General features: G+C 57.3%; 20 protein-coding genes and 1 tRNA gene. 10 read left to right on the top strand and 11 right to left on the bottom strand.

Annotated features, from left to right (window positions below):
• Window positions 1–11 precede the first annotated feature (11 nt).
• On the top strand, window positions 12–665 hold the full coding sequence (locus AC0V6N_RS12315) for a MarC family protein (RefSeq protein WP_486171838.1): 654 nt from the start codon (window positions 12–14) through the stop codon (window positions 663–665).
• Here the strand turns inward: AC0V6N_RS12315 and AC0V6N_RS12310 are convergent.
• Window positions 662–1,093 (bottom strand): MAPEG family protein, encoded by a 432-nt coding sequence (locus tag AC0V6N_RS12310; protein WP_486171837.1) that lies wholly within the window; start codon window positions 1,091–1,093, stop codon window positions 662–664. The two genes, AC0V6N_RS12315 and AC0V6N_RS12310, sit on opposite strands and share 4 nt — an antisense overlap.
• On the bottom strand, window positions 1,090–1,749 hold the full coding sequence (locus AC0V6N_RS12305) for a TetR/AcrR family transcriptional regulator (protein WP_486171836.1): 660 nt from the start codon (window positions 1,747–1,749) through the stop codon (window positions 1,090–1,092). Before AC0V6N_RS12305 ends, AC0V6N_RS12310 begins: the two co-directional genes overlap by 4 nt.
• Window positions 1,750–1,898: 149 nt before the next feature.
• On the opposite strand from AC0V6N_RS12305, the gene AC0V6N_RS12300 reads away from it, so the two are divergent.
• Window positions 1,899–2,924, top strand: coding sequence for a serine hydrolase domain-containing protein (locus AC0V6N_RS12300; RefSeq protein WP_486171835.1), 1,026 nt, complete (start codon window positions 1,899–1,901; stop codon window positions 2,922–2,924).
• Window positions 2,925–2,935: 11 nt separating this feature from the next.
• Here AC0V6N_RS12300 and AC0V6N_RS12295 read toward each other — a convergent pair whose 3' ends face one another.
• Together AC0V6N_RS12295 and AC0V6N_RS12290 are read right to left on the bottom strand one after the other, a co-directional pair.
• Entirely contained in the window at window positions 2,936–3,547 is a 612-nt protein-coding gene (locus AC0V6N_RS12295; protein WP_486171834.1) for an LON peptidase substrate-binding domain-containing protein, read from the bottom strand.
• Window positions 3,548–3,558: 11 nt separating this feature from the next.
• The gene (locus AC0V6N_RS12290; protein ID WP_486171833.1) at window positions 3,559–4,488 is read right to left on the bottom strand and encodes a tetratricopeptide repeat protein; all 930 of its coding nucleotides are present in this window, start codon (window positions 4,486–4,488) and stop codon (window positions 3,559–3,561) included.
• A 228-nt stretch (window positions 4,489–4,716) separates the two neighbouring features.
• On the opposite strand from AC0V6N_RS12290, the gene AC0V6N_RS12285 reads away from it, so the two are divergent.
• From AC0V6N_RS12285 to AC0V6N_RS12265, 5 genes are all read left to right on the top strand, one after another.
• Window positions 4,717–4,791, top strand: a tRNA-Gly gene (locus tag AC0V6N_RS12285).
• A gap of 121 nt (window positions 4,792–4,912) precedes the next feature.
• The gene (locus AC0V6N_RS12280) at window positions 4,913–5,896 is read left to right on the top strand and encodes a tryptophan 2,3-dioxygenase (RefSeq protein WP_486171832.1); all 984 of its coding nucleotides are present in this window, start codon (window positions 4,913–4,915) and stop codon (window positions 5,894–5,896) included.
• Complete coding sequence (gene kynB / locus AC0V6N_RS12275; protein ID WP_486171831.1) at window positions 5,893–6,528, top strand: arylformamidase; 636 nt, start codon at window positions 5,893–5,895, stop codon at window positions 6,526–6,528. The genes AC0V6N_RS12280 and kynB overlap by 4 nt, the downstream gene beginning before the upstream one ends.
• Window positions 6,528–7,763 (top strand): kynureninase, encoded by a 1,236-nt coding sequence (gene kynU / locus AC0V6N_RS12270; RefSeq protein WP_486171830.1) that lies wholly within the window; start codon window positions 6,528–6,530, stop codon window positions 7,761–7,763. Before kynB ends, kynU begins: the two co-directional genes overlap by 1 nt.
• A 200-nt stretch (window positions 7,764–7,963) precedes the next feature.
• A complete protein-coding gene (locus tag AC0V6N_RS12265) occupies window positions 7,964–10,147 on the top strand; it encodes a TonB-dependent receptor (protein ID WP_486171829.1) in 2,184 nt (727 codons plus the stop codon).
• A gap of 73 nt (window positions 10,148–10,220) precedes the next feature.
• On the opposite strand, the gene AC0V6N_RS12260 is transcribed toward AC0V6N_RS12265, so the two are convergent.
• From AC0V6N_RS12260 to putA, 5 genes are all read right to left on the bottom strand, one after another.
• A complete protein-coding gene (locus AC0V6N_RS12260) occupies window positions 10,221–11,399 on the bottom strand; it encodes a saccharopine dehydrogenase family protein (protein WP_486171828.1) in 1,179 nt (392 codons plus the stop codon).
• Between the two features lie 314 nt (window positions 11,400–11,713).
• Window positions 11,714–12,841, bottom strand: coding sequence for a tetratricopeptide repeat protein (locus AC0V6N_RS12255; RefSeq protein ID WP_486171827.1), 1,128 nt, complete (start codon window positions 12,839–12,841; stop codon window positions 11,714–11,716).
• Window positions 12,842–12,936: 95 nt separating this feature from the next.
• Window positions 12,937–13,491 carry a dCTP deaminase gene (gene dcd / locus AC0V6N_RS12250; protein ID WP_142787371.1) on the bottom strand — a complete coding sequence of 185 codons (555 nt, stop codon included), beginning with the start codon at window positions 13,489–13,491 and terminating at the stop codon, window positions 12,937–12,939.
• A 99-nt stretch (window positions 13,492–13,590) separates the two neighbouring features.
• Window positions 13,591–14,133, bottom strand: a complete 543-nt coding sequence (locus AC0V6N_RS12245) for a hypothetical protein (protein WP_486171826.1) — start codon at window positions 14,131–14,133, stop codon at window positions 13,591–13,593.
• A gap of 53 nt (window positions 14,134–14,186) precedes the next feature.
• Complete coding sequence (putA, locus tag AC0V6N_RS12240) at window positions 14,187–17,333, bottom strand: bifunctional proline dehydrogenase/L-glutamate gamma-semialdehyde dehydrogenase PutA (RefSeq protein ID WP_486171825.1); 3,147 nt, start codon at window positions 17,331–17,333, stop codon at window positions 14,187–14,189.
• 168 nt (window positions 17,334–17,501) lie between these two features.
• Here putA and AC0V6N_RS12235 point away from each other — a divergent pair, with 168 nt between their 5' ends.
• Window positions 17,502–17,795 (top strand): YciI family protein, encoded by a 294-nt coding sequence (locus tag AC0V6N_RS12235; RefSeq protein WP_486171824.1) that lies wholly within the window; start codon window positions 17,502–17,504, stop codon window positions 17,793–17,795.
• 621 nt (window positions 17,796–18,416) lie between these two features.
• On the opposite strand, the gene mtnP is transcribed toward AC0V6N_RS12235, so the two are convergent.
• Together mtnP and AC0V6N_RS12225 are read right to left on the bottom strand one after the other, a co-directional pair.
• A complete protein-coding gene (gene mtnP, locus AC0V6N_RS12230; RefSeq protein ID WP_486171823.1) occupies window positions 18,417–19,283 on the bottom strand; it encodes an S-methyl-5'-thioadenosine phosphorylase in 867 nt (288 codons plus the stop codon).
• A gap of 42 nt (window positions 19,284–19,325) precedes the next feature.
• Complete coding sequence (locus tag AC0V6N_RS12225) at window positions 19,326–20,030, bottom strand: glutathione S-transferase family protein (RefSeq protein WP_486171822.1); 705 nt, start codon at window positions 20,028–20,030, stop codon at window positions 19,326–19,328.
• 122 nt (window positions 20,031–20,152) lie between these two features.
• Here AC0V6N_RS12225 and AC0V6N_RS12220 point away from each other — a divergent pair, with 122 nt between their 5' ends.
• Entirely contained in the window at window positions 20,153–21,580 is a 1,428-nt protein-coding gene (locus AC0V6N_RS12220) for an aldehyde dehydrogenase family protein (protein ID WP_486171821.1), read from the top strand.
• 50 nt (window positions 21,581–21,630) lie between these two features.
• Entirely contained in the window at window positions 21,631–22,404 is a 774-nt protein-coding gene (locus tag AC0V6N_RS12215) for a M48 family metallopeptidase (RefSeq protein WP_486171820.1), read from the top strand.
• Window positions 22,405–22,423 lie beyond the last annotated feature (19 nt).

Below are 22,423 nucleotides of genomic sequence, written 5' to 3'. Positions count from 1 at the left end.
GAGGGGCGCTGATGCTGCCCGAACTCTTCATTTCCGCCTTTGTGACACTGTTTGTGGTGATTGACCCGCCAGGATGCGCGCCAATCTATGCTGGCCTTACAAAAGGTGCGAGCGCGTCACAGGCGCGCAATATGGCTTTGCGTGCGACTGGAATCGCAGCGGTCATCCTGATGATTTTTGCCTTTTTTGGTGAAGACCTGCTGGGCGCATTGCATATCGATCTCGATAGCTTTCGTATCGCAGGCGGCTTGATGCTGTTCTGGATCGCGTTTGAGATGGTGTTTGAAAAACGCACTCAGCGCCGCGAAGAGAGAGCCGACAAGGTCAATGCTGACCCTGAAATCGAAGATGTTTCTGTCTTCCCAATGGCGATGCCAATGCTGGCTGGCCCAGGCGCAATCGCTGCTATCATGCTCTTGATGAACGAGGCCAAGACGACCGCCGAAACACTGGAAGTCTTCGCCGCACTAGGTTTGGTCTTGTTGATCACCGCTGGCGCTCTGGTCGCTGCAGGCCCATTGATCAGGCTGCTGGGTGACAAAGTTGAAGCGGTCATCACACGTCTTCTTGGTGTGCTGCTTGCAGCTCTCGCCGCGCAATACGTGATTGACGGATTGCGCGGATCTTTCGCTATCTCTGCGACGACGGGCGGAACCATCGCCTAGGCAAAGGCGAGGGTCGAACCAATCCCATAGGCCAGCGCAACTGCGGTAAGTGCCGTGCCAAGCGCGCCAAGCGCTCGCATTCCTGCAAAGGCTTTGCGTGCCCCCGTCAGATCCTTGCCATGCGATCCTGCAAGCGACGAAAAGCCAACCGCGTGAAGCACCCTCGCGGCTGCGAACACAATGCAAACGGCCGCAACGTAGGTGGTCTGGCCCACAAGCAATTCGAACAAGGCAATCACGACCAGAAACAGCCCAGCATTCTCTGCCAGATTGCCATGCCGCCGAACCTTACGCTCCAAATCCAGATTGCCCTCGTGACCGATGAACGCACCTTTGCCGCGAACAATGCCAACACTCAGCATCAGGACAACTTGAAGCACGATGATAAAGGCGCCGAGCGCGGCGCTGTAGATCGGTAGGTTGGTCATGCGGCTTGTCCTTGTTGGAGGCTTGGATTGTCGGCGATGGGAGTATTGGGATAGCCAATCAGTGCGAGTGAGGCGTGACCTGCATCAAGCAGCCGATCTGGCTCGGACGCGATCCGGGCAGACGCAAACCCACCATGCAACAATTGCACAAGCGTTCGTGCCAGCATCTCTGGCGATCCAGCGATATTGCGTTCGGCCATCGCGTCCGCAGCGATGCTGCGCAAGTAGGCTTCCACTCTATCAAAGATCGCGCGTGCTTCATCGCGCAAAAGCGGCATTTCCTGCCCGAGCTCCAGAGCAAGCCCTAGGATCGGGCAGCCGTTCAAATCGCCACTTACATCCTTCACCTCGCGATGCGCGCAATGAATATCGTTGTAGATTGCAGCAAGTCGAAATTCGGGGCGTGAATAGCGGGCAAAATTGCGTTCAAAAACATCACGCAAAACCAGTTCACCATGGTAGCGAACAACCGCTAGCGACAAATCACCCTTATCGGCGAAGTAACGATAGACGGTCGCTTTGTTCACATTCGCAGCGGACGCCACATGATCGACCGAGACGCCGTGAAAGCTGCGAGTCCAAAAAAGCTGCGCCGCTGTCGCAACAATGTGCGCGCGAGTTCGCTCACCTTTAGTGACGGGCCGAGTTAAGTTCATAAGTAACTACTTAGTTGACTGAAGGCTTGGGGTATAGGCCAGAAGCGCGACGCGCGGTCGCATTCGCCTGTCATTCAGAATGAAACCGGCATCATCTGAACTGATACTTGGGGAGGTCTGCTTTGCGTCTGTTTCAAACTATATGCTCATTGCTGGTACTTTGCGCATTGATTGCTGTTGGCGGAATTCCAGCGCGCGCTCAGCCAATTCCGGACCTGACTGTCGAAGAGCTTGAAGGTCAATTGCGCGCTGGCGAATATGGCAAAATCCGCGCCGTTGCTGTCGAGCAGGGCGGTGAACTGGTCTATCGCGAGCGCTTCGGTAAGGGTGAGCTTGGTGACCGGGTTGATATCAAATCGGCGGGTAAATCGATCACCGCCCTAGCCGTGGGTGCGGCCATCGCGGATGGAGCGCTTGCCGGAGTTGACGTGAAGGTCTGGCCTTTTCTTGGCAGTGAGCGGGGTGCGCCTTTTGACGAGATCACCGTTGCTGACCTGCTGACCATGTCCTCAGCGCTTGATTGCAACGATTGGGAGCGCGGCTCTCCAGGCCAGGAGGAGCGCATGTACCGGCGCCGTGTCTGGCGAGATTTTGCAATGGCATTACCGGCAAGGGAATACGCCCGCGATCAGAATGGCACGGGCCCTTTCTCTTACTGCACAGCGGGCGTGTTCTTGCTGGGCCAAGTGGTTGAACGGGCCACTGGTGAGCGTTTCGATCAATATGTTCAACGACGCATCTTCGACCCTTTGCAAATTGACGGCGCCGATTGGCGGACCTCGCGCAGCGGCGAGATTCAATCAGGCGGGCAGCTGACAATATCCGATGAGGCGCTGTTGAAAATCGGCCGGATGGTCATGGATGGCGGGGTATGGGAAGGCGAGCGCATTCTGCCCGAAGAATGGCTGCGCACGATGCTCACTCCAGCGCACACGCTTGGTGAACACGTGCATTATGGCAGGTTGTGGTGGATGACGCCGGTGCGATCGTCGCGCGGCTTTGAGGGTGCATTTATGATGAAGGGCAATGGTGGCAACATAGTTGCGCTGGTGCCCAACCTTGACGCAGTGCTGGTGGTGCAGACCGAAAATTACAATCGGGGTGAGGCGGAGCGCAATTCATTCATCGCTCTGACCACGATGCTTCGCAGCCTCCCAATTCCTGACCGCCAATGAGACTGTCTGAACTACTGAAAGGTCGTGATTTCCTCGGTTCCATCACCACGACCGAAAAACTGCATAAGCTGCATCAAGAGTTCGCAGCGCGCGGTCAACGATGGGGCTTCAAGCAAGGCCTGCTTAGATGCTGCGTCAAACGGCGCGATCTGTGATACGCCATTAATCAGCGATTGATCGTCTAGCCGTTCAACCGAATCCCAATCCACGCTGTAGCCTTGCGCGTCAGCGAATTCGCGCGCTTCACGCTCAAATCCGCCGCGCTGGGCATGGCTAAGCACTTCGTCCGCATCGTCATCGATCAGTTCGCCCTCTACCTGACGGAAGGGTGTGTTGGAATCGAGCTCGCGCAGCAATTTGAAGCGAGACTTGCCCTCAAGGATGAGGTTGTAGCGCCCATCATCCATCGCCTCGATCTCGCCGATCCGCCCGACGCATCCGACCGTGTAAAGCGGAGAGCCTTCGATAGGTCGCTGCGGCTGGATCATTGCAATTTGGCGATCGCGCACCAGTGCGTCGCCGACGAGTGCACGATAGCGCGGCTCAAAGATATGCAGCGGCAATTGTAGCCCAGGAAACAGGACAGTGCCGGGCAATGGAAAGATGGAGAGACGGGTGGGCATTGCGTGTTCTGTTACCCGAACAGGATCTTGGACAAGCGGCGGCGAGTATTAACGACCCACTCATCTTCAAGGCCCGTGGCCTCGAAGATTTGAAGCAGTTTTGCGCGTGCTGCGCCGTCATTCCACTCGCGGTCAGCCTCGACCATTGCCAGTAAAGTGTCAGCTGCCTCATCGCGCGCACCACCGGCAAAGGCGGCTTCGGCAAAGGCAAGTTGAGCATCCATGTCTTCCGGGTTCGATTGCGCTGCATCGCGCAGGCCGGAGAGCTCACCGTCATCAACCTGCGTGCCGGCAAGCTCAACCGCGCTCTTTGCGGCGGCGATTGCTGGGTCCGAGGCGATTGCTTCATTCTCTTCAATTGCGCTGAGCACTTGTTTTGCCTCTTCGACCTGACCCAAAGCAACCAGTGCTTTGACGAGGCCGGCGTTGGCTGGCGCATTGTCGCTAGCGAATTCTGTAACTTGCGCAAAAATGCCAGCGGCACGCTGCGCATCACCTTCTGCCAAAGCTGCATCACCTAAGGCAACGAACTGCTCGATTTCTTCGGGCGTGGGACCTTGCGGCGCTCCCTCTGCCCCTTCGCCATTTTGAATAGGAAGCTGCGACAAAAGCTGGTCCAGTACCTGCTTAAGTTGTGTTTCGCTGCGCGCACTGGTCAAGTCGGCGACTGGCTGGCCTTGGAACATCGCGTAGACTGTTGGGATTGAACGAACCTGGAACTGCCCGGCGATGAACTTTTCTTCGTCGACATTTACCTTGGCCAAAATCACGCCTTTATCAGCGTAGTCTGCGGCAACTTTTTCTAGCGTTGGCGTGAGCGCTTTGCATGGGCCGCACCATTCAGCCCAGAAGTCGAGGATCACCAGCTTGGTTTGTGAGGGATCGACGACATCCTTGCGAAATCGCTCGACGGCTTTTTGCTCTTCCATGTTGAGACCCATGCTGGCCAAGGGATGCTCCTATTCTCGTAAGTGTGTCTGTTTGCGCCACCATGTGGGGTGCCTTTTGCGCTTTGTGAACCTTGGCGTGAGCGCTGGCTAGGTGTTGAATGCAAGAGAAGGTGCCATTTGAGTGAATTTAAGGCTTGCAGGGTCACAAAGGCGCTGCTAATCGCGCCGCCTCCCCGGCAGAGAAGTGCGTATTTCGCGTCTCTGTGTGGCGTTCAGTGAGCGGGCGTAGCTCAGGGGTAGAGCACAACCTTGCCAAGGTTGGGGTCGGGCGTTCGAATCGCCTCGCCCGCTCCATTTTCCAATTTGCGATAAAACGATTTCGCCCCTTTGGGCGCGAGTGCGCTTGTAATGCGCTCACTTCTTGGGCAGGCGATGCCTGCGTGCCGTCGACAATGGCCCGCGGCAAAGGTGAAACATGGTACAGGCGAAACATCCCTCTGGCTCTCCTCTAACGCATTCAATTGAGGATGGTGTTGAGACCTTCACGGCGGAGATCGAAGGCGAAACGATCACGTGGGATCGTTCGCTCACTTATGGGGGGCATCTGCAAACATCGCGGTTGCTCGGTGCCCAAACACCAGTGTCTGACAAGCCAGATGAAATGCTCTTTATCATCATGCACCAGACGATGGAGCTTTGGATCAAGCTGATGCTGCATGAGACGCGGATCGCCATCGCTGATTTGCGCGAGGATGAGCTAGGCAAGGTCTTCAAAACACTTGACCGGATCGCGACCATCCTGCGGCATATGACCCATTCATGGGAAGTGCTTGCCACGCTCAGCCCGCACGACTTCCTTACGTTCCGCGGATATTTGCGCAAAGCCTCCGGCTTTCAATCGGAGCAATATCGTGAACTTGAGTTTCTGCTCGGCACCAAACGCCCCGATCTGGTGCTGGTTCACCAAGACAATCCTTCCGCAACTGCTCAGTTGGAAAAGACCCTTGCTGAGCCGTCGTTCTATGACGAGGTGATCTTTGCTTTGTCCCGCGCAGGAATGGCTCTGCCGGACGAGGCCACAAAACGTGATTGGGCGCAGCCTTATGTGCCAAAGGCTGCGGTTGAGGCGGCTTGGCTCGAAATCTATTCGGAGCCCGAAAAGCATTGGGACCTCTATATGCTCGGCGAGAAGGTGACCGCACTTAAGTACCATTTCCAGGAATGGCGCTTCAAACATATGAAGACGGTCGCCCGAGTCATTGGTCACGGTGCAGGGACTGGTGGGTCATCGGGAGTGAATTATCTGGTCAGAGCGCTCGACCTGAGGTTTTTCCCCGAATTGTGGTCGATGCGAACAAAGCTGAGCAATATTGACGATGGAAGCTTTAGCGAGACTGATGACGATAGCGAACCGACATCCACACCGTCCTCAACCGAAGGTGGGTGTCCATTCTCATGAGCGTGCCGCGCATCTGGGATATCTCGCAGACGATCCATTCCGCCATTCCATCTTGGCCGGGTGAGCCTGGCATTTCAATTGACCAGCATGCCCAGATCGGCCCCGATTGCCCGGTCAATGTTGGGTCGGTCTCCATGCCACTTCATACGGGAAGCCATGCCGATGCACCTTTCCACTATTCGGACAATGGCGCGGCGTCTGCGGAATGTGACCTAGACGCATATATTGGGCGCTGCGTGTTGCTCGACGTCACGCATTCTGGCGCAAGGGTGGAACTAGAGGATTGTGATTGGGCCGCGATTAAAGGGCATAGTCGTGTGCTGATGCGCACTTACGATCGCTTCCCGCATGACCGATGGGTCTCGGACTTTAAAGCGATTGCACCAGACGTGATCGACCGGTTGGCGGAGCACGGTGTTCGCTTAACTGGAGTAGACACTCCATCGCTCGATCCCGAAACCTCCAAGACGATGGATGCGCATCACCGTGTGCTTGCCGCTGATATGCGCATACTTGAAGGGCTGGTGTTCGACGATGTGGCTCCCGGCGAATACGATCTTGTGGCCTTGCCATTAAAGCTGGCGGGCGCAGATGCGAGCCCGGTGCGCGCAATCCTGCGGGAGATCATGTGATGGATGCTCTCAAGGTCAAAGCCGCGCAAATGGACAACAGCGATCCGCTGGCATCTTTCCGATCTCGTTTTCGTATCCGCGAAGGCTTGATCTATCTTGATGGCAATTCGCTTGGCTGCCTTCCCAAGGCCACCATGGCGCATTTGCAAAACGCAGTGGAGCAGCAATGGGGTGAGGGGTTGATCACATCTTGGCTTGATGCCGAATGGTCGACCGCGCCGCAGCGGATCGGCGATAAGATTGCAAAGCTGATCGGAGCCGATGCGGGCGAGGTGATCGCCACTGATTCGACTTCGGTGAACATATTCAAGGCGCTCACAGGTGCAATTTCACTTCAGCCAGAGCGCTCGGTTATCCTGACCGAGAAAGGCAACTTTCCCACTGACAGCTATATGATGCAGGGGATTGAGCAGTTTTCAGGCGGTCGCATCATCGCGCGCACCGTAGAGCCCGATGCACTGCTTGATAGCGTGGATGAGAACACGGCTGCGGTGCTCCTCACACAGGTCCACTACAAAAGCGCCAAGATGCGCAACATCGCCGAAACCACGCGCGCTATTCAGGAAAAAGGTGCGCTCGCGATCTGGGATTTAAGCCACAGCACAGGAGCCGTTGAGCTGGACCTGGGCGGTGCGAATGCTGATTTTGCCGTGGGCTGCGGATACAAGTTTCTCAATGGCGGGCCAGGTGCCCCAGCATTCCTTTACGTTGCCAAGCGCAATCAAAGGGCGGATTCGATCTTGTCTGGATGGTTCGGTCACAAACAGCCCTTTGCTTTTGAAGAGCGATACGAACCTGCCAGCGGCGTGGATCGTTTTTTGTGCGGTACACCTTACATCCTTGGCCTTTCGGCGCTTGAGGTTGGGGTCGATCTAATGCTTGAAGCGGATATGCGCAGTGTGCGGGCGAAGTCGGCTGCATTGGGCGATCTCTTGATAGAGGCAATGGCGCCCCTTTGCAGGGAACATGGCTTTGAACTCGCGAGCCCGCCTGAAGCCAATCAACGTGGAAGCCATGTCGGCTTTGCTCACCCGCAAGCCTATGCGATGGTTCAGGCCTTGCGAGAATCGGATGTGATTGCCGATTTCCGTACGCCCAACGTGATCCGATTTGGACTAACACCGCTGTATTTGCGGCACACCGATATGGTTGAGGCAGCGGAGAGGCTGCATCAAGTTTGCTCAGAAAAGCTATGGGATCGGCCCGAATATAAGGCGGTGGCTGCCGTCACCTGACACTTCGGGCCGCGTTGCGTGTTCAGTGCGTTGACAGGAATCGTGTCCAAATTGACGCACATTCTTGTCGATTGTCCGCTGCGTCGCGCGATTTGTCGAAAGATTACTCTTTTTGGTTGCACTTTTCGTGACCTCTCTTAGGTGCGTGATACATTATTACATTGTGATGTTATCACATGAACTCGCACCAAGAGGGCAACATGAAACCAACCACCTCACAAATCGCGCTTGCAACCGCGATTGCATTCACCGTCTCCGCCTCGCCAGCTCTTGCTGAGGAAACATCCGCCGACGAACAGCAGACCCGCGAAGAGCGTGATGCAGCGCGCGAGGCGGCCCGTGAGGAAGATCCGCATTATCGCGGCAATATCGTGGTTTCTGCCGAAGGGCTTGAAGAGCTCGACTTTATTGCTGGCCAAGACGTGCTGGAGATCGACGAAATTCAGCGCGATCTTGACGGCCAGATCGGTGAAGTTCTCTCCAAGGTTCCGGGCGTTTCCGCCACAAGCTTTACACCCGGTGCCTCGCGCCCAATCCTGCGCGGCCAAGATGGTGAGCGCGTTCGCGTTTTGATTGACGGGCTGGGAACTGCAGATGTCGGCAACACCTCCGCAGACCACGCAACCACAATTGACCCTCTCACCGTCGAACGCGTTGAAGTGCTTCGTGGGCCCGCTGCGCTGCTGTTCGGCAGTCAAGCCATTGGCGGCGTCGTCAATGTGATTGATCGCCGTATTCCGGTAGCTGTGCCTGAAGATCACATTCATGTCGAAGCGCTCACCGCCTTTGACACCGCGAGCAACCTACGCAGCGGCGGCGCATCGATTGATGCAGCGCTTGGCGATATATTCGTGGTCCATGTGGATGGCTCATTCCGTGAAACCGATGACCTTGAAATCCCCGGCTTCCAACTGACGGATGATCTGCGCGCAGACTTGCTTGCTGATGCCGCTGAGGAGGAAGAAGAAGGTGAATTGGAAGAAGCCGAAGAGCTGCGTGAAGCTGCCAATCAACGCGGTTTCCTGCCCAATTCGGCAACGCAAAGCTGGAGCGTCAATGGCGGCTTTGGCGTTTTCCTTGGCGATTCCAGCTTCGGTGCATCCGTCGGCTATTACGACACTGATTATGGCATCGTAGGCAATCCAGAAGGTGGCCATCATCACGGTGAAGAGGGCGAAGGCGGCGAAGAAGAAGAGGAAGAGGGCGAAGAAACCGTCTCTATCGGCCTTGAACAATTGCGCGTGGACTTCCGCGGTGACATCGCCCTTGGCGAAGGGTTCTTGTCGCGTTTGAAATTGCGTGCGGGCTACTCGGACTACACCCACACAGAGTTCGAAGGCGCAGAGGTTGGTACCGTATTTGATACAGAGACCTTCGAAGCGCGCGCTGAGCTGATCCAGAGCGGCGGCGGCGTCATTGGCGCACAATTTACTTCGCGCGATTTCCAAGCCGTGGGCGAAGAAGCTTTCGTAGCTCCCAATGATACCACTCAGTTCGCGGTCTTCACCGCGCAAGAAATCGACTTGGACGGTGTTCAAATCGAAGCTGCTGGCCGGTTTGAGCAAGTTGACGTCGAGTCCGAACCCCTCGGAATTGAACGCGACTTCAGCCTCTTCTCTGGCGCGCTATCAGCAATCTTTGAAAGCGAAGGCGGCGCGCGTTTTGGCGCAACGCTTTCACGTTCTGAGCGGGCACCAGCTGGCGAAGAACTTTTCGCAAACGGCCCTCATATTGCGACACAGTCGTTTGAAATCGGGGATCCCGACCTCAACACGGAAAGCGCATGGGGTGGTGAGCTTTTCCTTCGTGCAGGCTCAGGCGATATCGCGTTCAATGCAACCGTTTTCTATCAGAGCTTTGATAATTACATCTTCTTGTCGCCAACGGGTGAAGAGGAAGATGATCTGCCTGTGTTCGAATTTCTTCAGCGCGACGCCAACTTCTTTGGCTTTGAAGCTGGGCTTGAATTGCCGTTGGTCGAATCCGACAGCTTCTCGCTAGGGGCTGACTTGCGCGCCTCATACGTTTCTGCCGACCTCGATGATGAGGGCGTAGCGGGATTGAACACCAATTTGCCGCGTATCCCGCCAGTGAGTTTGCTCGCTGCTCTTGATGCAGAATACGGCGCGTTTGATCTGCGCGGCGAAGTCGAATGGTATGGCGAGCAAGAAGACGTCGCTGATTTTGAGACAACGACTGACGACTTTGCTTTCGTCAATCTGTACCTTTCATGGCGTCCGTTTGAGGCCAATCAGAACGTCGTGTTTCAGCTGGCAGGAGAGAACCTGTTCGACGTGACAGGCCGCCGCCACACCAGCTTTACCAAGGACTTCGTGACCCTGCCGGGCCGCAACATCCGCGCGAGTGTTCGCTTCGGCTTCTAAGCCAACGGACCATTGGTTTCGCAAAGGGCCGGTGAGGGGGCATTCCCTTCACCGGCCCTTTCGCATGTCTGGATCAATTCTCGACCTTGAAGCTGATCTCTGCATGCTCTTGCAAGCGATCGACCAGAGCTTCTCCCAGGATCGCGCCCGGTGTGCCGATGCATCCTTCGGCATCGCTTTCAAGCAGCGCCATGCCGGTTTCGGCGATCATGCGGCTGGTTGAGCCATAGCCGGGATCGTATTTGCCTTTGACGCCAAAGTGCAGCGTGTCATCGCCGTTCGGATTGTCAGCGACAAACAGCACATCGTAGAAGCCGTTTTCGCGTTCCTCTTTCGATGGACCTTCGCCGGGCTTGGGCGGCTTTGCACCAAACGGGTTCTTCATCATCTCCGCTGCCGCTTCCGCCATCTTCTTGCCCGCATCACCGGGGCTAGTGAGCATCATCTCATCATATTGGAAGTCTTCGCCATAGGGATGGCCAAGCAGGAAGTTGGTGCGATGCACGTTCTTGGTGTTGATCGGTGCCATCACGAACGGAGCGGCCCATTTGTCGAGATCGCCTTCATACATCGGCACCATCCCGGTTGGCTGGCTCGGCCCGTCAAAGCCCGGTGTCAGAGCGAAGCTGTCGCGCAGCACGTTGATGATGCGCGGGTTCTTCGCCGCTGCCTTCATCGTCGCACCAAGGCTGGCTGCGGTGCCGCCCGAGAACGTGCCGGCCATTGCCCGCACGCGTCCGCGCACCTTGGGAGACGCTGCGCCAAAGCGGTCCTTTGCGGCCTTCTGCGTCATCAGCACGCCCAGGTCGAAGGGGATGCTGTCGAACCCGCTTGAGAAGCAGATGCGTGCGCCTGTCTCTTTGGCCTTTGCGCCGTGCTCTTCGATCTTGTCGGCCATCCATGCAGGTTCACCGCATAGGTCTGCATAGTCAGTGCCGGTGTTGACGCAGGCTTCCAGCAGCTTGTCGCCATAGAGCTGGTATGGGCCAACCGTGGTCAGCACGACTTTGGTCCGACCGCACATCGCTTCTAGGTCAGCGGCGTCATCAGCATTGGCGACCACTAGCGGCGTATCAGCAGGTGCGCCGATCTCATCGCGAACGGCTTCCAGCTTCTCCTGAGAGCGGCCAGCCATCGCCCATTTGGGTGCGTTATCGGAGGCGCCGTAATGGTTGCTCAGATACTCCGCGACCAAGCGGCCCGTATAGCCCGTGGCGCCATAGACGATGATGTCGAATTCGGTGTCAGCCATATCTAGTCTCCTTTGATCCTGACATGGGCGCGGCGATGGCGTGTGTCAAAGGGCGATTGAGCGTCACGCTCATCATGCGGTTCGTCGCTGCTGAGGGGCACATGGACCGCATGTTACACGGTCCTGGGCAAGAAAAGTGGTTCTCGATGGCTGGGTAGCAACGCGCTTTTAAGAGGGTCCGGAAGCATCAGGAATTGCGGCTTGATCATGCCAGTCAAATAGCGCGGCGAAGCGATGTAGGAAAATGCGCTATCAATCACTGACCGCTTGGTGCCAATTCGAAACCGCGTGCTGATCAGAGCAATTTTGGCGGATCACACCTTCGTGAAGCGCGGTGAAGGCGGAATGCGGCACATTCGCGTTTGAAGCCTAACCTCCTCACCAGCGCGAATAGCAATGTCGGTGACGACAATGCATGTTGGGGTCGACGCCAATGATGGTGCAACCGCGCTTTCATTGTCGGAAATCCTCGCCAGCTCGCTTGAACCGGGATTGGCTGACAAGACGGATTGAGCCTCATTCACGCGGCCCTGGTTCTGAAGCGACACGGCGAGACTTGAGGCAGCTGCCACCGTTTCTGGCGCGCCGGGTTCGAGATTTTCGTTTGCCGTTTCCAGCACGGGCCGAATGATGTCCTCAGCCTCGGAATTTCGGTCCTGCGCGATCAGTGCGGCGGCAAGGTTGTTCTTGATCGCGATAACACTGGGATATTCGGGAACCTGATACTTTTCGATTAGCGCAACAGCCTCGCGAAAGAGCTGCTCTGCTTCGTCATAGCGCCCTTCTTCGAGATAGATCGCGCCCAGCCCATTCAAAGCGTAAATCTTCGATTGTTCGAAATCCTCAGGCAGTTTGGCGTACCCATCAAGGACACGCAGAAACAATACCTTTGCTTCCTCATTTCGCTCTTGAAGTCTGTAGACTCTGGCCAATCCATCTAAGGCCAAAAGTGTCATCCCATCTTCGGCTCCAAAACTGGCTTCGCTCGCCGCTACCGCATTTTCCAAGACTTCAGCAGCTTCGGAATATTGGTCACGCTCGCGCAGCAATGCGCCCAGCGACACCTGGCTGCTGATTGTGCTGTGATAATTGGGCCCTTCGGCGCGTTCAAAACCAGACACGACCCGGCGCATCAGGTCGACCGCTTCTTCCTCCTGCCCGACCAGAAACAGCGCGCCCGCCAATACTTCGCGCATTATCAGCATCGCCAGATTGTCTGGGCCGCGCTTCTCTTCAAGGTCAGAGACCGCATTCGTGAGCAGATCTATGGCCTCTTCCATCCGCCCCTCATTCATAAGCTCGGAGGCAGGGCCCAATGCTTCTAAATCCGACACACGGATTTGAGCGCTGGCGCTAAATGGAACGGCGAAAGCTGCCACGATCAGCATGATAGCCGACGCAATCCCGACAATGTGATTTGCAGCCGTTTTTATCTGGAGCATTGGCCCTCAACTATGCATTGCTAGGCGATGCTATCTCAGTTGCGCGAAGAGAGGCAACATATTCCCAAGCGCGGCTGCTCTTTACAGCTATGGCATTAGAGTCTGGGGAGCGTCACGCCGCGCTGGCCCATATATTTGCCTGCTCGGTCTTTATAGCTCGTCTCGCAGCGTTCATTCCCTTTTAGGAACAGGAACTGGCACGCGCCTTCATTGGCGTAGATTTTCGCGGGCAGCGGCGTGGTGTTTGAAAACTCCAGCGTCACATGGCCTTCCCAGCCCGGCTCAAGCGGGGTGACATTCACGATGATCCCGCAGCGCGCATAGGTGCTTTTGCCAAGGCAGATGACCAGCACGTCTTCGGGCACGCGGAAGTATTCAACCGTGCGGGCCAGAGCAAAGGAATTGGGCGGGATGATGCAGACATCGGTTTCGCGGTCCACCAGACTGTCTGCGTCGAATTTCTTCGGGTCGACCGTTGCCGAATTCACGTTGGTGAAAATCTTGAACTCAGGCGCGACACGCGCGTCATACCCGTAAGAGGAAAGGCCGTAGGAAATCACGCCTTCGCGCCGCTGCGCCTCAACAAATGGCTCAATCATGCCATTGGTTTGCGCCTGTTCCCGGATCCACTTGTCTGAAAGAATCGCCATGCAAGATGGATTCCCGATGGCGCGCGCCGGGGCAAGGGGAATGACGAGGTTTCCGGTGGAGTTCTTGGTTTCGAACGGTTCGAAACCTGACCAGCAGGACTAGTCGACGAGATCAGCGCCCAAATGCGGGTTGAGCGATGTGATGTGGTTGAGCCATTTCTTCGGCCGGCGCAGCATGTTGCCGGGGAACTCAACCCGCAACCCGACCAATTCAGCCATGCGGCCCACAAAGTGGATGCAATTGCGATCATCCAAACTGTAGCGTGCGCCGGGTTCGTTCTGCCAGCGGCGCACTTCGGCCACCACTCGGCGATATTGCGCGTCTGTTAGCGTGATCGAGAAATGGCGATTGGTGCGGCGAATATTGCGCGCACTTTCGTGCAAGACCATGTGTTCGGCCCAACCGCTCGTGATGGCGGCGGCTGAGCTGCGCGCGGAGAACCCGTAATTCTCATTGACCGCCTCGCCGGTGCTTTCCAGCGTCCCGTCAAGGACGATGAACGTGTGTGGGTAGCGTCCAAACAGGACCGAACCGTTAAAGCTGTGAAAGTGGATTTCCACCGCAGCCATCGCCGTGCCGCTCCATGCAAGGGCGATCAGGGCAATGGCTTGGGTGATAAGGCGGGTGAGGTGCTTGATCATGCGAGCTTTTTTATCGTCGCATGGCGCACTTGCAACCCTCTAAAGCGGTTGGATCACAGGCTCGCGAGCAAGCTCGCATTGCCGCCCGCAGCGGTTGTATCGATGCAGGTCACGCGCTCGGTCGCAAACCGGGCAAGATAGTTCGGGCCGCCTGCTTTGGGACCCGTGCCCGATAGGCCTTCCCCGCCAAAGGGTTGGCTCTCAACGATCGCGCCGATCTGGTTGCGGTTCACATAGAAATTGCCGACTCGAGCACGCGACTGAATGAAACGCTGGGTGGCCGCGATCCGGCTGTGGAGGCCCAATGTCAGGCCATATCCGGTGGCGTTGATATCGTCGACGACCTTGGCAAGCTCCTCCGCCTTAAACCGTGCGACATGGAGGACGGGGCCGAAATTCTCACGCTTCAGTTCAAGGATAGAGGGGATTTCGATGATGGTGGGAGCAACGAAGCATCCCTTATCTGCACCCTCGGGCAGCTCGCGCCGCCACACGGTGTGGCCCGAAGCCTCGCGCCGGGCGACATGGCGCTCCAAAGCGGCCTGCGCATCGGGATCAATCACCGGGCCGACATCGGTTGAGAGCAGAGCCGGATCGCCGATCTCCAATGCCTCAAACCCGCCTCGGATCATGGCGAGCATTTCATCCGCTACATCGTCTTGAAGGTAGAGCACTCGGAGCGCTGAGCAGCGTTGGCCTGCGCTCTGGAAGGCGCTCGCCAGCACGTCGCGCACCACCTGTTCGGGCAGAGCTGAGCTGTCGACGATCATCGCGTTCTGGCCGCCCGTCTCTGCGATCAGGGTCGCAATCGGACCATCGCGCCCTGCAAGAGTGCGGTTGATCGCTTGGGCTGTCTCGGTTGAGCCGGTAAAGGCAACACCAGCCAATCGCGGGTCGCTGGTAATCATCTGACCAACATCGCCCGCGCCGGGCAGCAATTGCAGCGCCTCTTCTGGGATGCCCGCTTCGTGGCACAGCTTTACCGCCAGCGCGGCGATCAGCGGGGTTTGTTCAGCAGGTTTGGCGATCACGGCATTGCCAGCGGCCAATGCGGCGGATGCCATGCCAGTGAAGATCGCGAGCGGGAAATTCCACGGGCTAATCGTGGCAAACACGCCGCGCCCATGCATGGTAAGTGTGTTCTCTTCACCTGTTGGTCCGGGGAGGTACACTGGCCCCGCAAATTGCCGCCGGGCCTCGCTTGCATAGTAACGCAGGAAGTCGACCGCTTCGCGCAGTTCCGCCACGCCATCGAGCAAAGTCTTGCCCGCCTCACGTTGGCACAGCGACAAAAACTCATCGGTGTGCGCTTCGAAAAGGTCGGCGGCTTCTTCCAGCAAAGCGGCGCGTTTCTCTCCGCCCAATGCATCCCAGCCCGGCTGGATCGCGGCGGCGCGTTCAAACGCGGCGTCGACCTCTTCCTGCGTGGTGTCACGCCGTGTTCCGACTTCGCTGGAAAGGTCATGCGGCATTGTCACAGGGGCGAGTTCACCGGCTTCCTCAGCCGGGAAAGTCGGCTCGGCGCGCCAATGCAATTGTTCAAGCTCGGCCAAGCGCTCCATTAGCGGCTCGACCACGGTCGCGTCCGACAGGTCGACGCCGGCGCTGTTGAGGCGCTCGCCAAGAATGTCTGCAGGCAGCGGGATTTTGGGATTGCGGTATGGGTCTTTGGCCGCGAGTTCTGCCACGGGATCACCCACCAGCTCTTCAGCCGCTATCTCAGCGTCGCCCATACGGTTGACGAAGCTGGTATTGGCTCCGTTCTCCAGCAGGCGGCGCACCAGATAGGCAAGCAGTTCCTTATGCCCGCCAACAGGCGCGTAAATGCGCACGGGCGTGGGGTTGTTGCCCTCGATTGCGCGCAAGGCCTCAAACACCTCTTCGCCCATGCCGTGAAGGCGTTGAAACTCAAAAGAGCGACCGGCCGAAAGCTCCTTTACCACCGCGACTGTGTAGGCGTTGTGGGTCGCGAAGGCGGGGCGGATCACGTCGTCATGTTCGAACAGACGCGCGGCGCATGCGAGGTAGGAAACGTCGGTCGCGATCTTGCGGGTGAAGACGGGGTAGTCGTCATATCCGCCGACCTGGGAAAGCTTCACCTCACTGTCCCAATAGGCGCCTTTGACGAGGCGTACGAACAGTTTGCGCCCATATCGCCGTGCAAGTTTCGCCACCCAGTCGCACAAGGGCACACCGCGCTTTTGATAGGCTTGCAGGGCCATGCCAAAGCCGTGCCATTGCGAACCATCTGCGCGGGTGAACAGCGCGTCGTCCGCCACCAAAGTCTCGATAATGTCGAGACTGACTTCGAGCCGTTCGGCCTCTTCCGCATCGATAGTGAAGTGGATGTCCGCATCGCGCGCCTTCACCGCCAGCGCGCGGACAATCGGCACAATATCCTCGCGCGCTTGGTCGGCGTGGAAGTGTGTGTATTTCGGATGCAGCGCGGAGAGTTTCACCGAGATGCCCGGCGATGGGCCAACGCCTCCCGATGCCTCTTTGGCCAGCCGCTCAATCGCTGCATCGTAAGACTGGCGATAGCGCTCGGCATCGGCAAAGGTCATCGCTGCTTCGCCCAACATATCGAAGCTATGCGTGAGGCCTTTGGCGCGTTCTGGTTTGGCGCGTTTCAAGGCTTCGTTGATGTCGCGTCCGAAAACGAATTGCCCGCCCAAAATGCGCATCGCTTGCAGCGTTGCCTTGCGGATTACGGGTTCGCCCAAGCGGTTCATTGTACGCTTCAGCGTCCCGCCCATGCCGCGTTGATGTTGCTCTGGCGGGTCAAGAACTTCGCCTGTCAGCATCAGCGAAAATGTCGCGGCATTGACGAAGGTGGAGGAGCTTTCGCCCAGATGCTCACCCCAGTCGATCTCACCGATTTTGTCTCGGATCAGCAGGTCTGCGGTTTCGTCATCCGGCACGCGGAGCAGCGCCTCTGCCAGACACATCAGCGCGATGCCTTCCTCTGTATCGAGGCCATATTGCTGCAAGAACGCGTCGATGCCTGATGCTTTGTGAGCGCGCGCGCCTTCGATAATTTGCGTGGCGAGTTTGGCCGCGCTTTCGCTCAACTTTCGCGCAGGCGCTGCCTGTTCAAGCCGCTCGGCCACACACGCGTTTTCTTCGGCGCGATAGGCGCGGCGCAGGGCGCTGCGGTCGAGGAATGCTGTCTGGGCCGAAGGCGGATTATGCGCGTTCACTTCTCACAAATCTCCCAATGCGCGAGTCGCGTGTCAGAATTCGCACTTGGACCCGGAAAGGCTCGCGATCAAGCGAAGTCGTATCGGGTTTCAGCCATGCTTGATCATGCGCCGCTCTATGGTATCGATTGCGCCCCCTTACCCACGCCCTGCCGAGGAGTTTCTCTGGTGCCCCTGTTCTGCTTTTACTGCCGCGATGGCGAGCACAATGACAAGCTTCGCGAAATGCACTTAGAGGCGCAGCGCGAATGGATGGCCGAGCATGATGAGAACTACCTCACCGCCGGGCCGCTGCTGAACGCGAAAGGCGAATTTGTCGGCTCACTGCTGGTGATCGAAGCCGAAGACGAAGAGGCGGCAAGGGCAACGGTGAACGACGATCCCTACCTAACCGGAGGCGTCTGGCAATCGATCCGCGTGGACCGGTTTGAGCCGGTTAAGGGACGCTGGAAGGAGCGGTAGAGTCAGCTCGATTTCGCAAAACCAAGATCGAGCCAATTACTGTAGCGATCATTGCGAGTGCGCCGAACAAAATCGCAAGGTAGGTGGGAAGCGCAGCCCTTGAGACGTACCCCCGAGCATAGCTTTCCATTTTTAGAATTCCGCCCGAGAACTCAAATCCGTCAGCGCATCCTATGTTGGTCACTTGAACATCATAATCGCCCTGTTCGAAGTCCAGCACCTCGGTATGAAATTTCGCAGTGGACTGATCTCCAAAAACGCTGACCTCTTGTCGTTCGATCGTTGTGGAATGCACGGCCTTCTTTTTTCCAAGGTCTTCCCTAAGCAAGAATCGCACGCCGATATCGCAATCTGGCGAGGAGACCGCTTGTTTCCTCACAGCCGGATTGGGGATAATGTTTGTGGTGAGCTCGAGCGCATAGCGTTTATTATATCGCGAAGTCCGAAACCAAAAAGTCCGTGAGAACCCAGGAGGTGGAAGAGGTTCGCTAGCAGAGATGTACTCTCTCGTCTCGCCAAGCCTGATCCAGAAACTCGTGGCTGCCATAATTGTCGCGATGACAAAGCAGAACAATGCAAATGTTAGCGTACGTGGCCATCGTCGCTTGGCGATTGGTTGACTCAACCCAAAACCCGACCAGCGACAGCGTCCAACTTCGCCATTACCCCCGGCTCCTGCTCCTCAGGCGCAGTAATCACCGCGTCGTCTAGGGCGGTGTCGATGGGGCTGGCTTTGCGGGTCTTGGGCAGCGCTTCAATAAATTTGAGCACGGTTTCGCGCGCCAATTGGCCGTTTTCCTTCATCTGTGCGACCACTTGGGCGACATCAACCGCGTCGCCGTCTCGCCAGCAATCATAGTCGGTCGCCATGCCGATCAGCGCGTAGGGCAGCTCGGCTTCGCGGGCGAGCTTGGCCTCTGGCATGGCGGTCATGCCGATTACGTCGGCGCCCCATGCCTGATACATGCGGCTTTCCGCGCGGGTGGAGAATTGCGGGCCCTCCATCGCCAGGTACGTCGCACCGGTGGCCACTTTGCCTTTGCAGGCGCTGATCGCCTTGGCCGCCATTTCGGACAAGCGCGGGCAAACGGGGTCGGCTATCGAAACATGGGTGACAAAGCCGCTGGAATAGAAAGTGCTCTCGCGATGGCGCGTGTTGTCGATGAATTGCTCAACGACGGTAAAGCGCCCCGGCTCAATCTCTTCGCGTAGCGAACCCACAGCAGAAATCGCCAGAATATCGGTGCAGCCTGCGCGCTTTAATGCGTCAATATTGGCGCGCGAGTTCAGCTCGGTCGGGCTGATCGGATGTCCGCGCCCGTGACGAGGCAAAAACCGTACCTGCACGTCGCCGATGCGCCCGCACAAGATCTCATCAGAGGGGTCGCCCCAAGGGGTGTCGATCATGAGCCATTGCTCATCCTCGATCCCCTCAATGTCATAGAGGCCGGAGCCCCCAATAATACCGATGCACCATTTCTTGGCCATGTCTGGCGCTTTGCTCCCGCAGGTGAATTAACGCTGATCGCCTTATGTCAGGTCAAGCGGCTCGGGCAAGGCTTTGCCAACTATTCGCTGAGCTTTGGTAAACGGACCCGCGATGGAGGGGCGTTCGTGCATCATCGCGTGATGCGCGGCGAGCGCGGGGAAGTTGCCCAGAGGCATATTCGCGACCAGCGCGATCTGATCGAGGATACAGGCGATGGAGATATCGGCGATCGATACGCTGTCGCCTGAACAGAATGTGCCGCCGTCTAGCTCTGCATTGAGGAAAGCGAGCATGGGCTGAATGTCGCCCGCCCACGTTGCCTTCGCCTTGTCCAGATCCGCCTCTTTGCCTGAAGTCAGGTTGAAGAAGATCGGGCGGAAGATGCCTAGCCCGCCTGCTGCGGCCAAGGTGGTGTCGCAGTATTCCTCAATCATCAGTGCGCGGCCATGGGCAAACGCGTTGTCGCAATAGAGCGTTGGTGAGGGGTGCTTGCGTTCGATGTAAGCGCAAATGGCAGAACTGTCGGCAATGGTGCCGCCCACGCCCTCGGCAGCAATCGAGCGATCACGCATCACTGGGATACGCTTCATCGGAGAGATTTCGCGAAACCATTCAGGCGGGTCGAAGACATTAACCGCCTCGATTTCGAACGGCACATCCTTCTCGATGCAAACGCCAGCAGCCTTGCGCACGAATGGGGAAAGCGGGCTTCCATAAATGACGACGTCGGCAGGAGTGTCAGACATGGCGGGGATTTCCTCTCAAAATTGTGAAACGTTCGCTCCAGTTTCCCTTTGCAACGAATCCGCATCAACTGATAGAGCTATCGCAAGAGAGCAACAGACATTTTGGTCGAGAGAGGACAATCATGGTCACGCAATACAAAAACCTGATCAATGGCGAGATGGTCACCACCAGCGAATGGCTCGATGTGGTCAATCCCGCGAATGAAGACGTCATCGGCCAAGTGCCTTCGGCTGGCGCCGCTGAGCTGGATCAAGCAGTCGCCGCCGCGCGCGCCGCTTTCAAAAGCTGGAAGAAAACCTCGCACGAAGAACGCGCAGCTGTCTGCAATGCAATCGCGGGCGCGATCAAGGAAAATGCCGAAGAGCTGTTCCGCCTGCTGACGAGTGAGCAGGGCAAGCCGCATGCGCAGGCCAAAGGTGAGATTTACGGGGCGGCAGGTCTGGCTTCGGCGCAATCAACCCTCAAACTGGAAGATGTGATCAGCGAAGACAGCGACACGCGCTTGTCCCGCACACGCCGCGTCCCCGTAGGTGTGGTTGGCGGCATCGTGCCGTGGAACTTCCCGATCATGATGGCGATCCAGAAGATCGTTCCTGCGCTGATGGCAGGCTGCACGATTGTGCTGAAGCCTTCGCCCTTCACCCCGCTGACCACGCTCCGCATTGCAGAGCTGATCGCTGACAAAGTGCCAGCAGGTACAGTCAACATCATCACAGGTGAAGACAGCCTTGGCCCGCTGATCACCAGCCATCCAGACATCGACAAGATCACCTTCACCGGCTCCACCGCGACGGGTAAGAAGATCATGGAAGGCGCGTCTGCGGACCTCAAACGCATCACGCTGGAGCTGGGCGGCAATGATGCCTCCATCGTCATGCCAGACGCTGATCCCAAAAAGGTCGCTGAGCAGCTGTTCTGGTCAAGCTTCCAAAATGCAGGCCAAGTCTGCATCGCGGCTAAGCGCGTCTACATCCACGAAGACATCTACGATGAGCTGTCCGAAGCCATCGCCGAATACGCCAAAAACGTGAAGGTTGGCGACGGCTCTGAGCAAGGCACCGGCGTCGGCCCGATCCAGAACAAGAAGCAGTATGATCGCGTGCTTGAACTGATCGAAGATGCCAAGGACAATGGCTATAAATTCCTGACCGGCGGGGACAAAGACCCCTCTGGCACAGGCTATTACGTGCCGATCACCATCCTTGATAATCCGCCCGAAGACGCGCGGATCGTTGCCGAAGAGCAATTTGGCCCGGTCATGCCTTTGATGAAATTCTCAACCGAGGACGAAGTGATCGAGCGGGCTAACAACTCCGAATATGGCCTTGCAGGTGCTGTTTGGACCAACGACACCGATAAAGGCGTTGAGATTGCTGAACAGCTTGAAACCGGCACGGTCTGGATCAATGAATTTATGCATCTGTCGCCCTTTGCGCCCTTTGGCGGGCACAAGCAGTCGGGCTTTGGCGCCGAGTATGGCGTTGATGGAATGAAGGAATTTACCTATCCGCAGGTAATTACGGTTAAGAAGGACAACGCAGTCGCATAAGTATCGGCTCGCGGTGATCCGCGGGCCGACACTCAAATGGAGATGACGTTGTGAGTAAAGAAACCGGTTCAATTTCCCGCCGTGAGATCATGGCCATGGCCACCATTCTGGGCGGGGTCAGCATCGCTGCGCCGCTTAGCGCGCAAGGGCTTGGTGATCTTGTGGGATCAGCGCGTAAAGTCGTGGACGCAGCCACTTTCTCTGATGATGAACTGGCCGCTTACTTCGATCAGATGTCGACCGAGATGGATGGTCAAAACCCGGTTGCTGGCGCGGACGATCCCTATGGTCAGCGGTTGGCAGCGCTTTCTCGCGGGCTGGACACCTATGACGGTCTCAACCTCGACATCCAAGCTTATCTGGTGAGCGACGTGAACGCCTTTGCCATGGCGAACGGTACCATCCGTATCTTTGCAGGCCTGATGGATGAATTCACCGATGATGAAATCCGTTACGTCATCGGCCATGAGATTGGCCACGTGAAAGAAGAGCACACGGTCAAACGTATGCGCGGCGCCTTGCAGCAGGATGCAGCGCTCAGCATTGCAGGCAATGCTGACAACCGGGTCAAGCAACTCGCTTCGTCTGAGCTGGGCAAACTATTTGGCGATGTGATCACCGCGCAGCACTCGCAAGGCGATGAGCGCGAGGCAGATGATTACGCCTTCGAATTCATGCAGGACAATGGCTATGATCTTCAGGCGTGTGTGACCGCGCTTGATAAGCTTGATGCCATGTCGGGCGGCAGTTCTGGCCCTTCATGGCTGGCCACTCACCCCAGCCCTAAGAGCCGCGCGCGTCGGATGCGCCGCAAGCTCGACTGATCGGTCGATTTGAGGGGCG

This window comes from Erythrobacter sp. S57(2025), assembly GCF_057365055.1.
Note: the sequence above shows the minus strand (reverse complement) of the source record. Positions and strands in the feature narration are given on the sequence as shown.

Bases quoted from the DNA above. Each gene is read 5' to 3' on its own strand.
- AC0V6N_RS12260 (WP_486171828.1), bottom strand. From the start codon at position 11,399: ATGGCTGACACCGAATTCGACATCATCGTCTATGGCGCCACGGGCTAT.
- AC0V6N_RS12225 (WP_486171822.1), bottom strand. From the start codon at position 20,030: ATGTCTGACACTCCTGCCGACGTCGTCATTTATGGAAGCCCGCTTTCC.
- AC0V6N_RS12245 (WP_486171826.1), bottom strand. From the start codon at position 14,133: ATGATCAAGCACCTCACCCGCCTTATCACCCAAGCCATTGCCCTGATC.
- dcd (WP_142787371.1), bottom strand. From the start codon at position 13,491: ATGGCGATTCTTTCAGACAAGTGGATCCGGGAACAGGCGCAAACCAAT.
- AC0V6N_RS12280 (WP_486171832.1), top strand. From the start codon at position 4,913: ATGGTACAGGCGAAACATCCCTCTGGCTCTCCTCTAACGCATTCAATT.
- kynU (WP_486171830.1), top strand. From the start codon at position 6,528: ATGGATGCTCTCAAGGTCAAAGCCGCGCAAATGGACAACAGCGATCCG.
- kynB (WP_486171831.1), top strand. From the start codon at position 5,893: ATGAGCGTGCCGCGCATCTGGGATATCTCGCAGACGATCCATTCCGCC.
- AC0V6N_RS12295 (WP_486171834.1), bottom strand. From the start codon at position 3,547: ATGCCCACCCGTCTCTCCATCTTTCCATTGCCCGGCACTGTCCTGTTT.
- AC0V6N_RS12255 (WP_486171827.1), bottom strand. From the start codon at position 12,841: ATGCTCCAGATAAAAACGGCTGCAAATCACATTGTCGGGATTGCGTCG.
- mtnP (WP_486171823.1), bottom strand. From the start codon at position 19,283: ATGGCCAAGAAATGGTGCATCGGTATTATTGGGGGCTCCGGCCTCTAT.
- AC0V6N_RS12305 (WP_486171836.1), bottom strand. From the start codon at position 1,749: ATGAACTTAACTCGGCCCGTCACTAAAGGTGAGCGAACTCGCGCGCAC.
- AC0V6N_RS12290 (WP_486171833.1), bottom strand. From the start codon at position 4,488: ATGGGTCTCAACATGGAAGAGCAAAAAGCCGTCGAGCGATTTCGCAAG.
- AC0V6N_RS12315 (WP_486171838.1), top strand. From the start codon at position 12: ATGCTGCCCGAACTCTTCATTTCCGCCTTTGTGACACTGTTTGTGGTG.
- AC0V6N_RS12310 (WP_486171837.1), bottom strand. From the start codon at position 1,093: ATGACCAACCTACCGATCTACAGCGCCGCGCTCGGCGCCTTTATCATC.
- AC0V6N_RS12220 (WP_486171821.1), top strand. From the start codon at position 20,153: ATGGTCACGCAATACAAAAACCTGATCAATGGCGAGATGGTCACCACC.
- AC0V6N_RS12265 (WP_486171829.1), top strand. From the start codon at position 7,964: ATGAAACCAACCACCTCACAAATCGCGCTTGCAACCGCGATTGCATTC.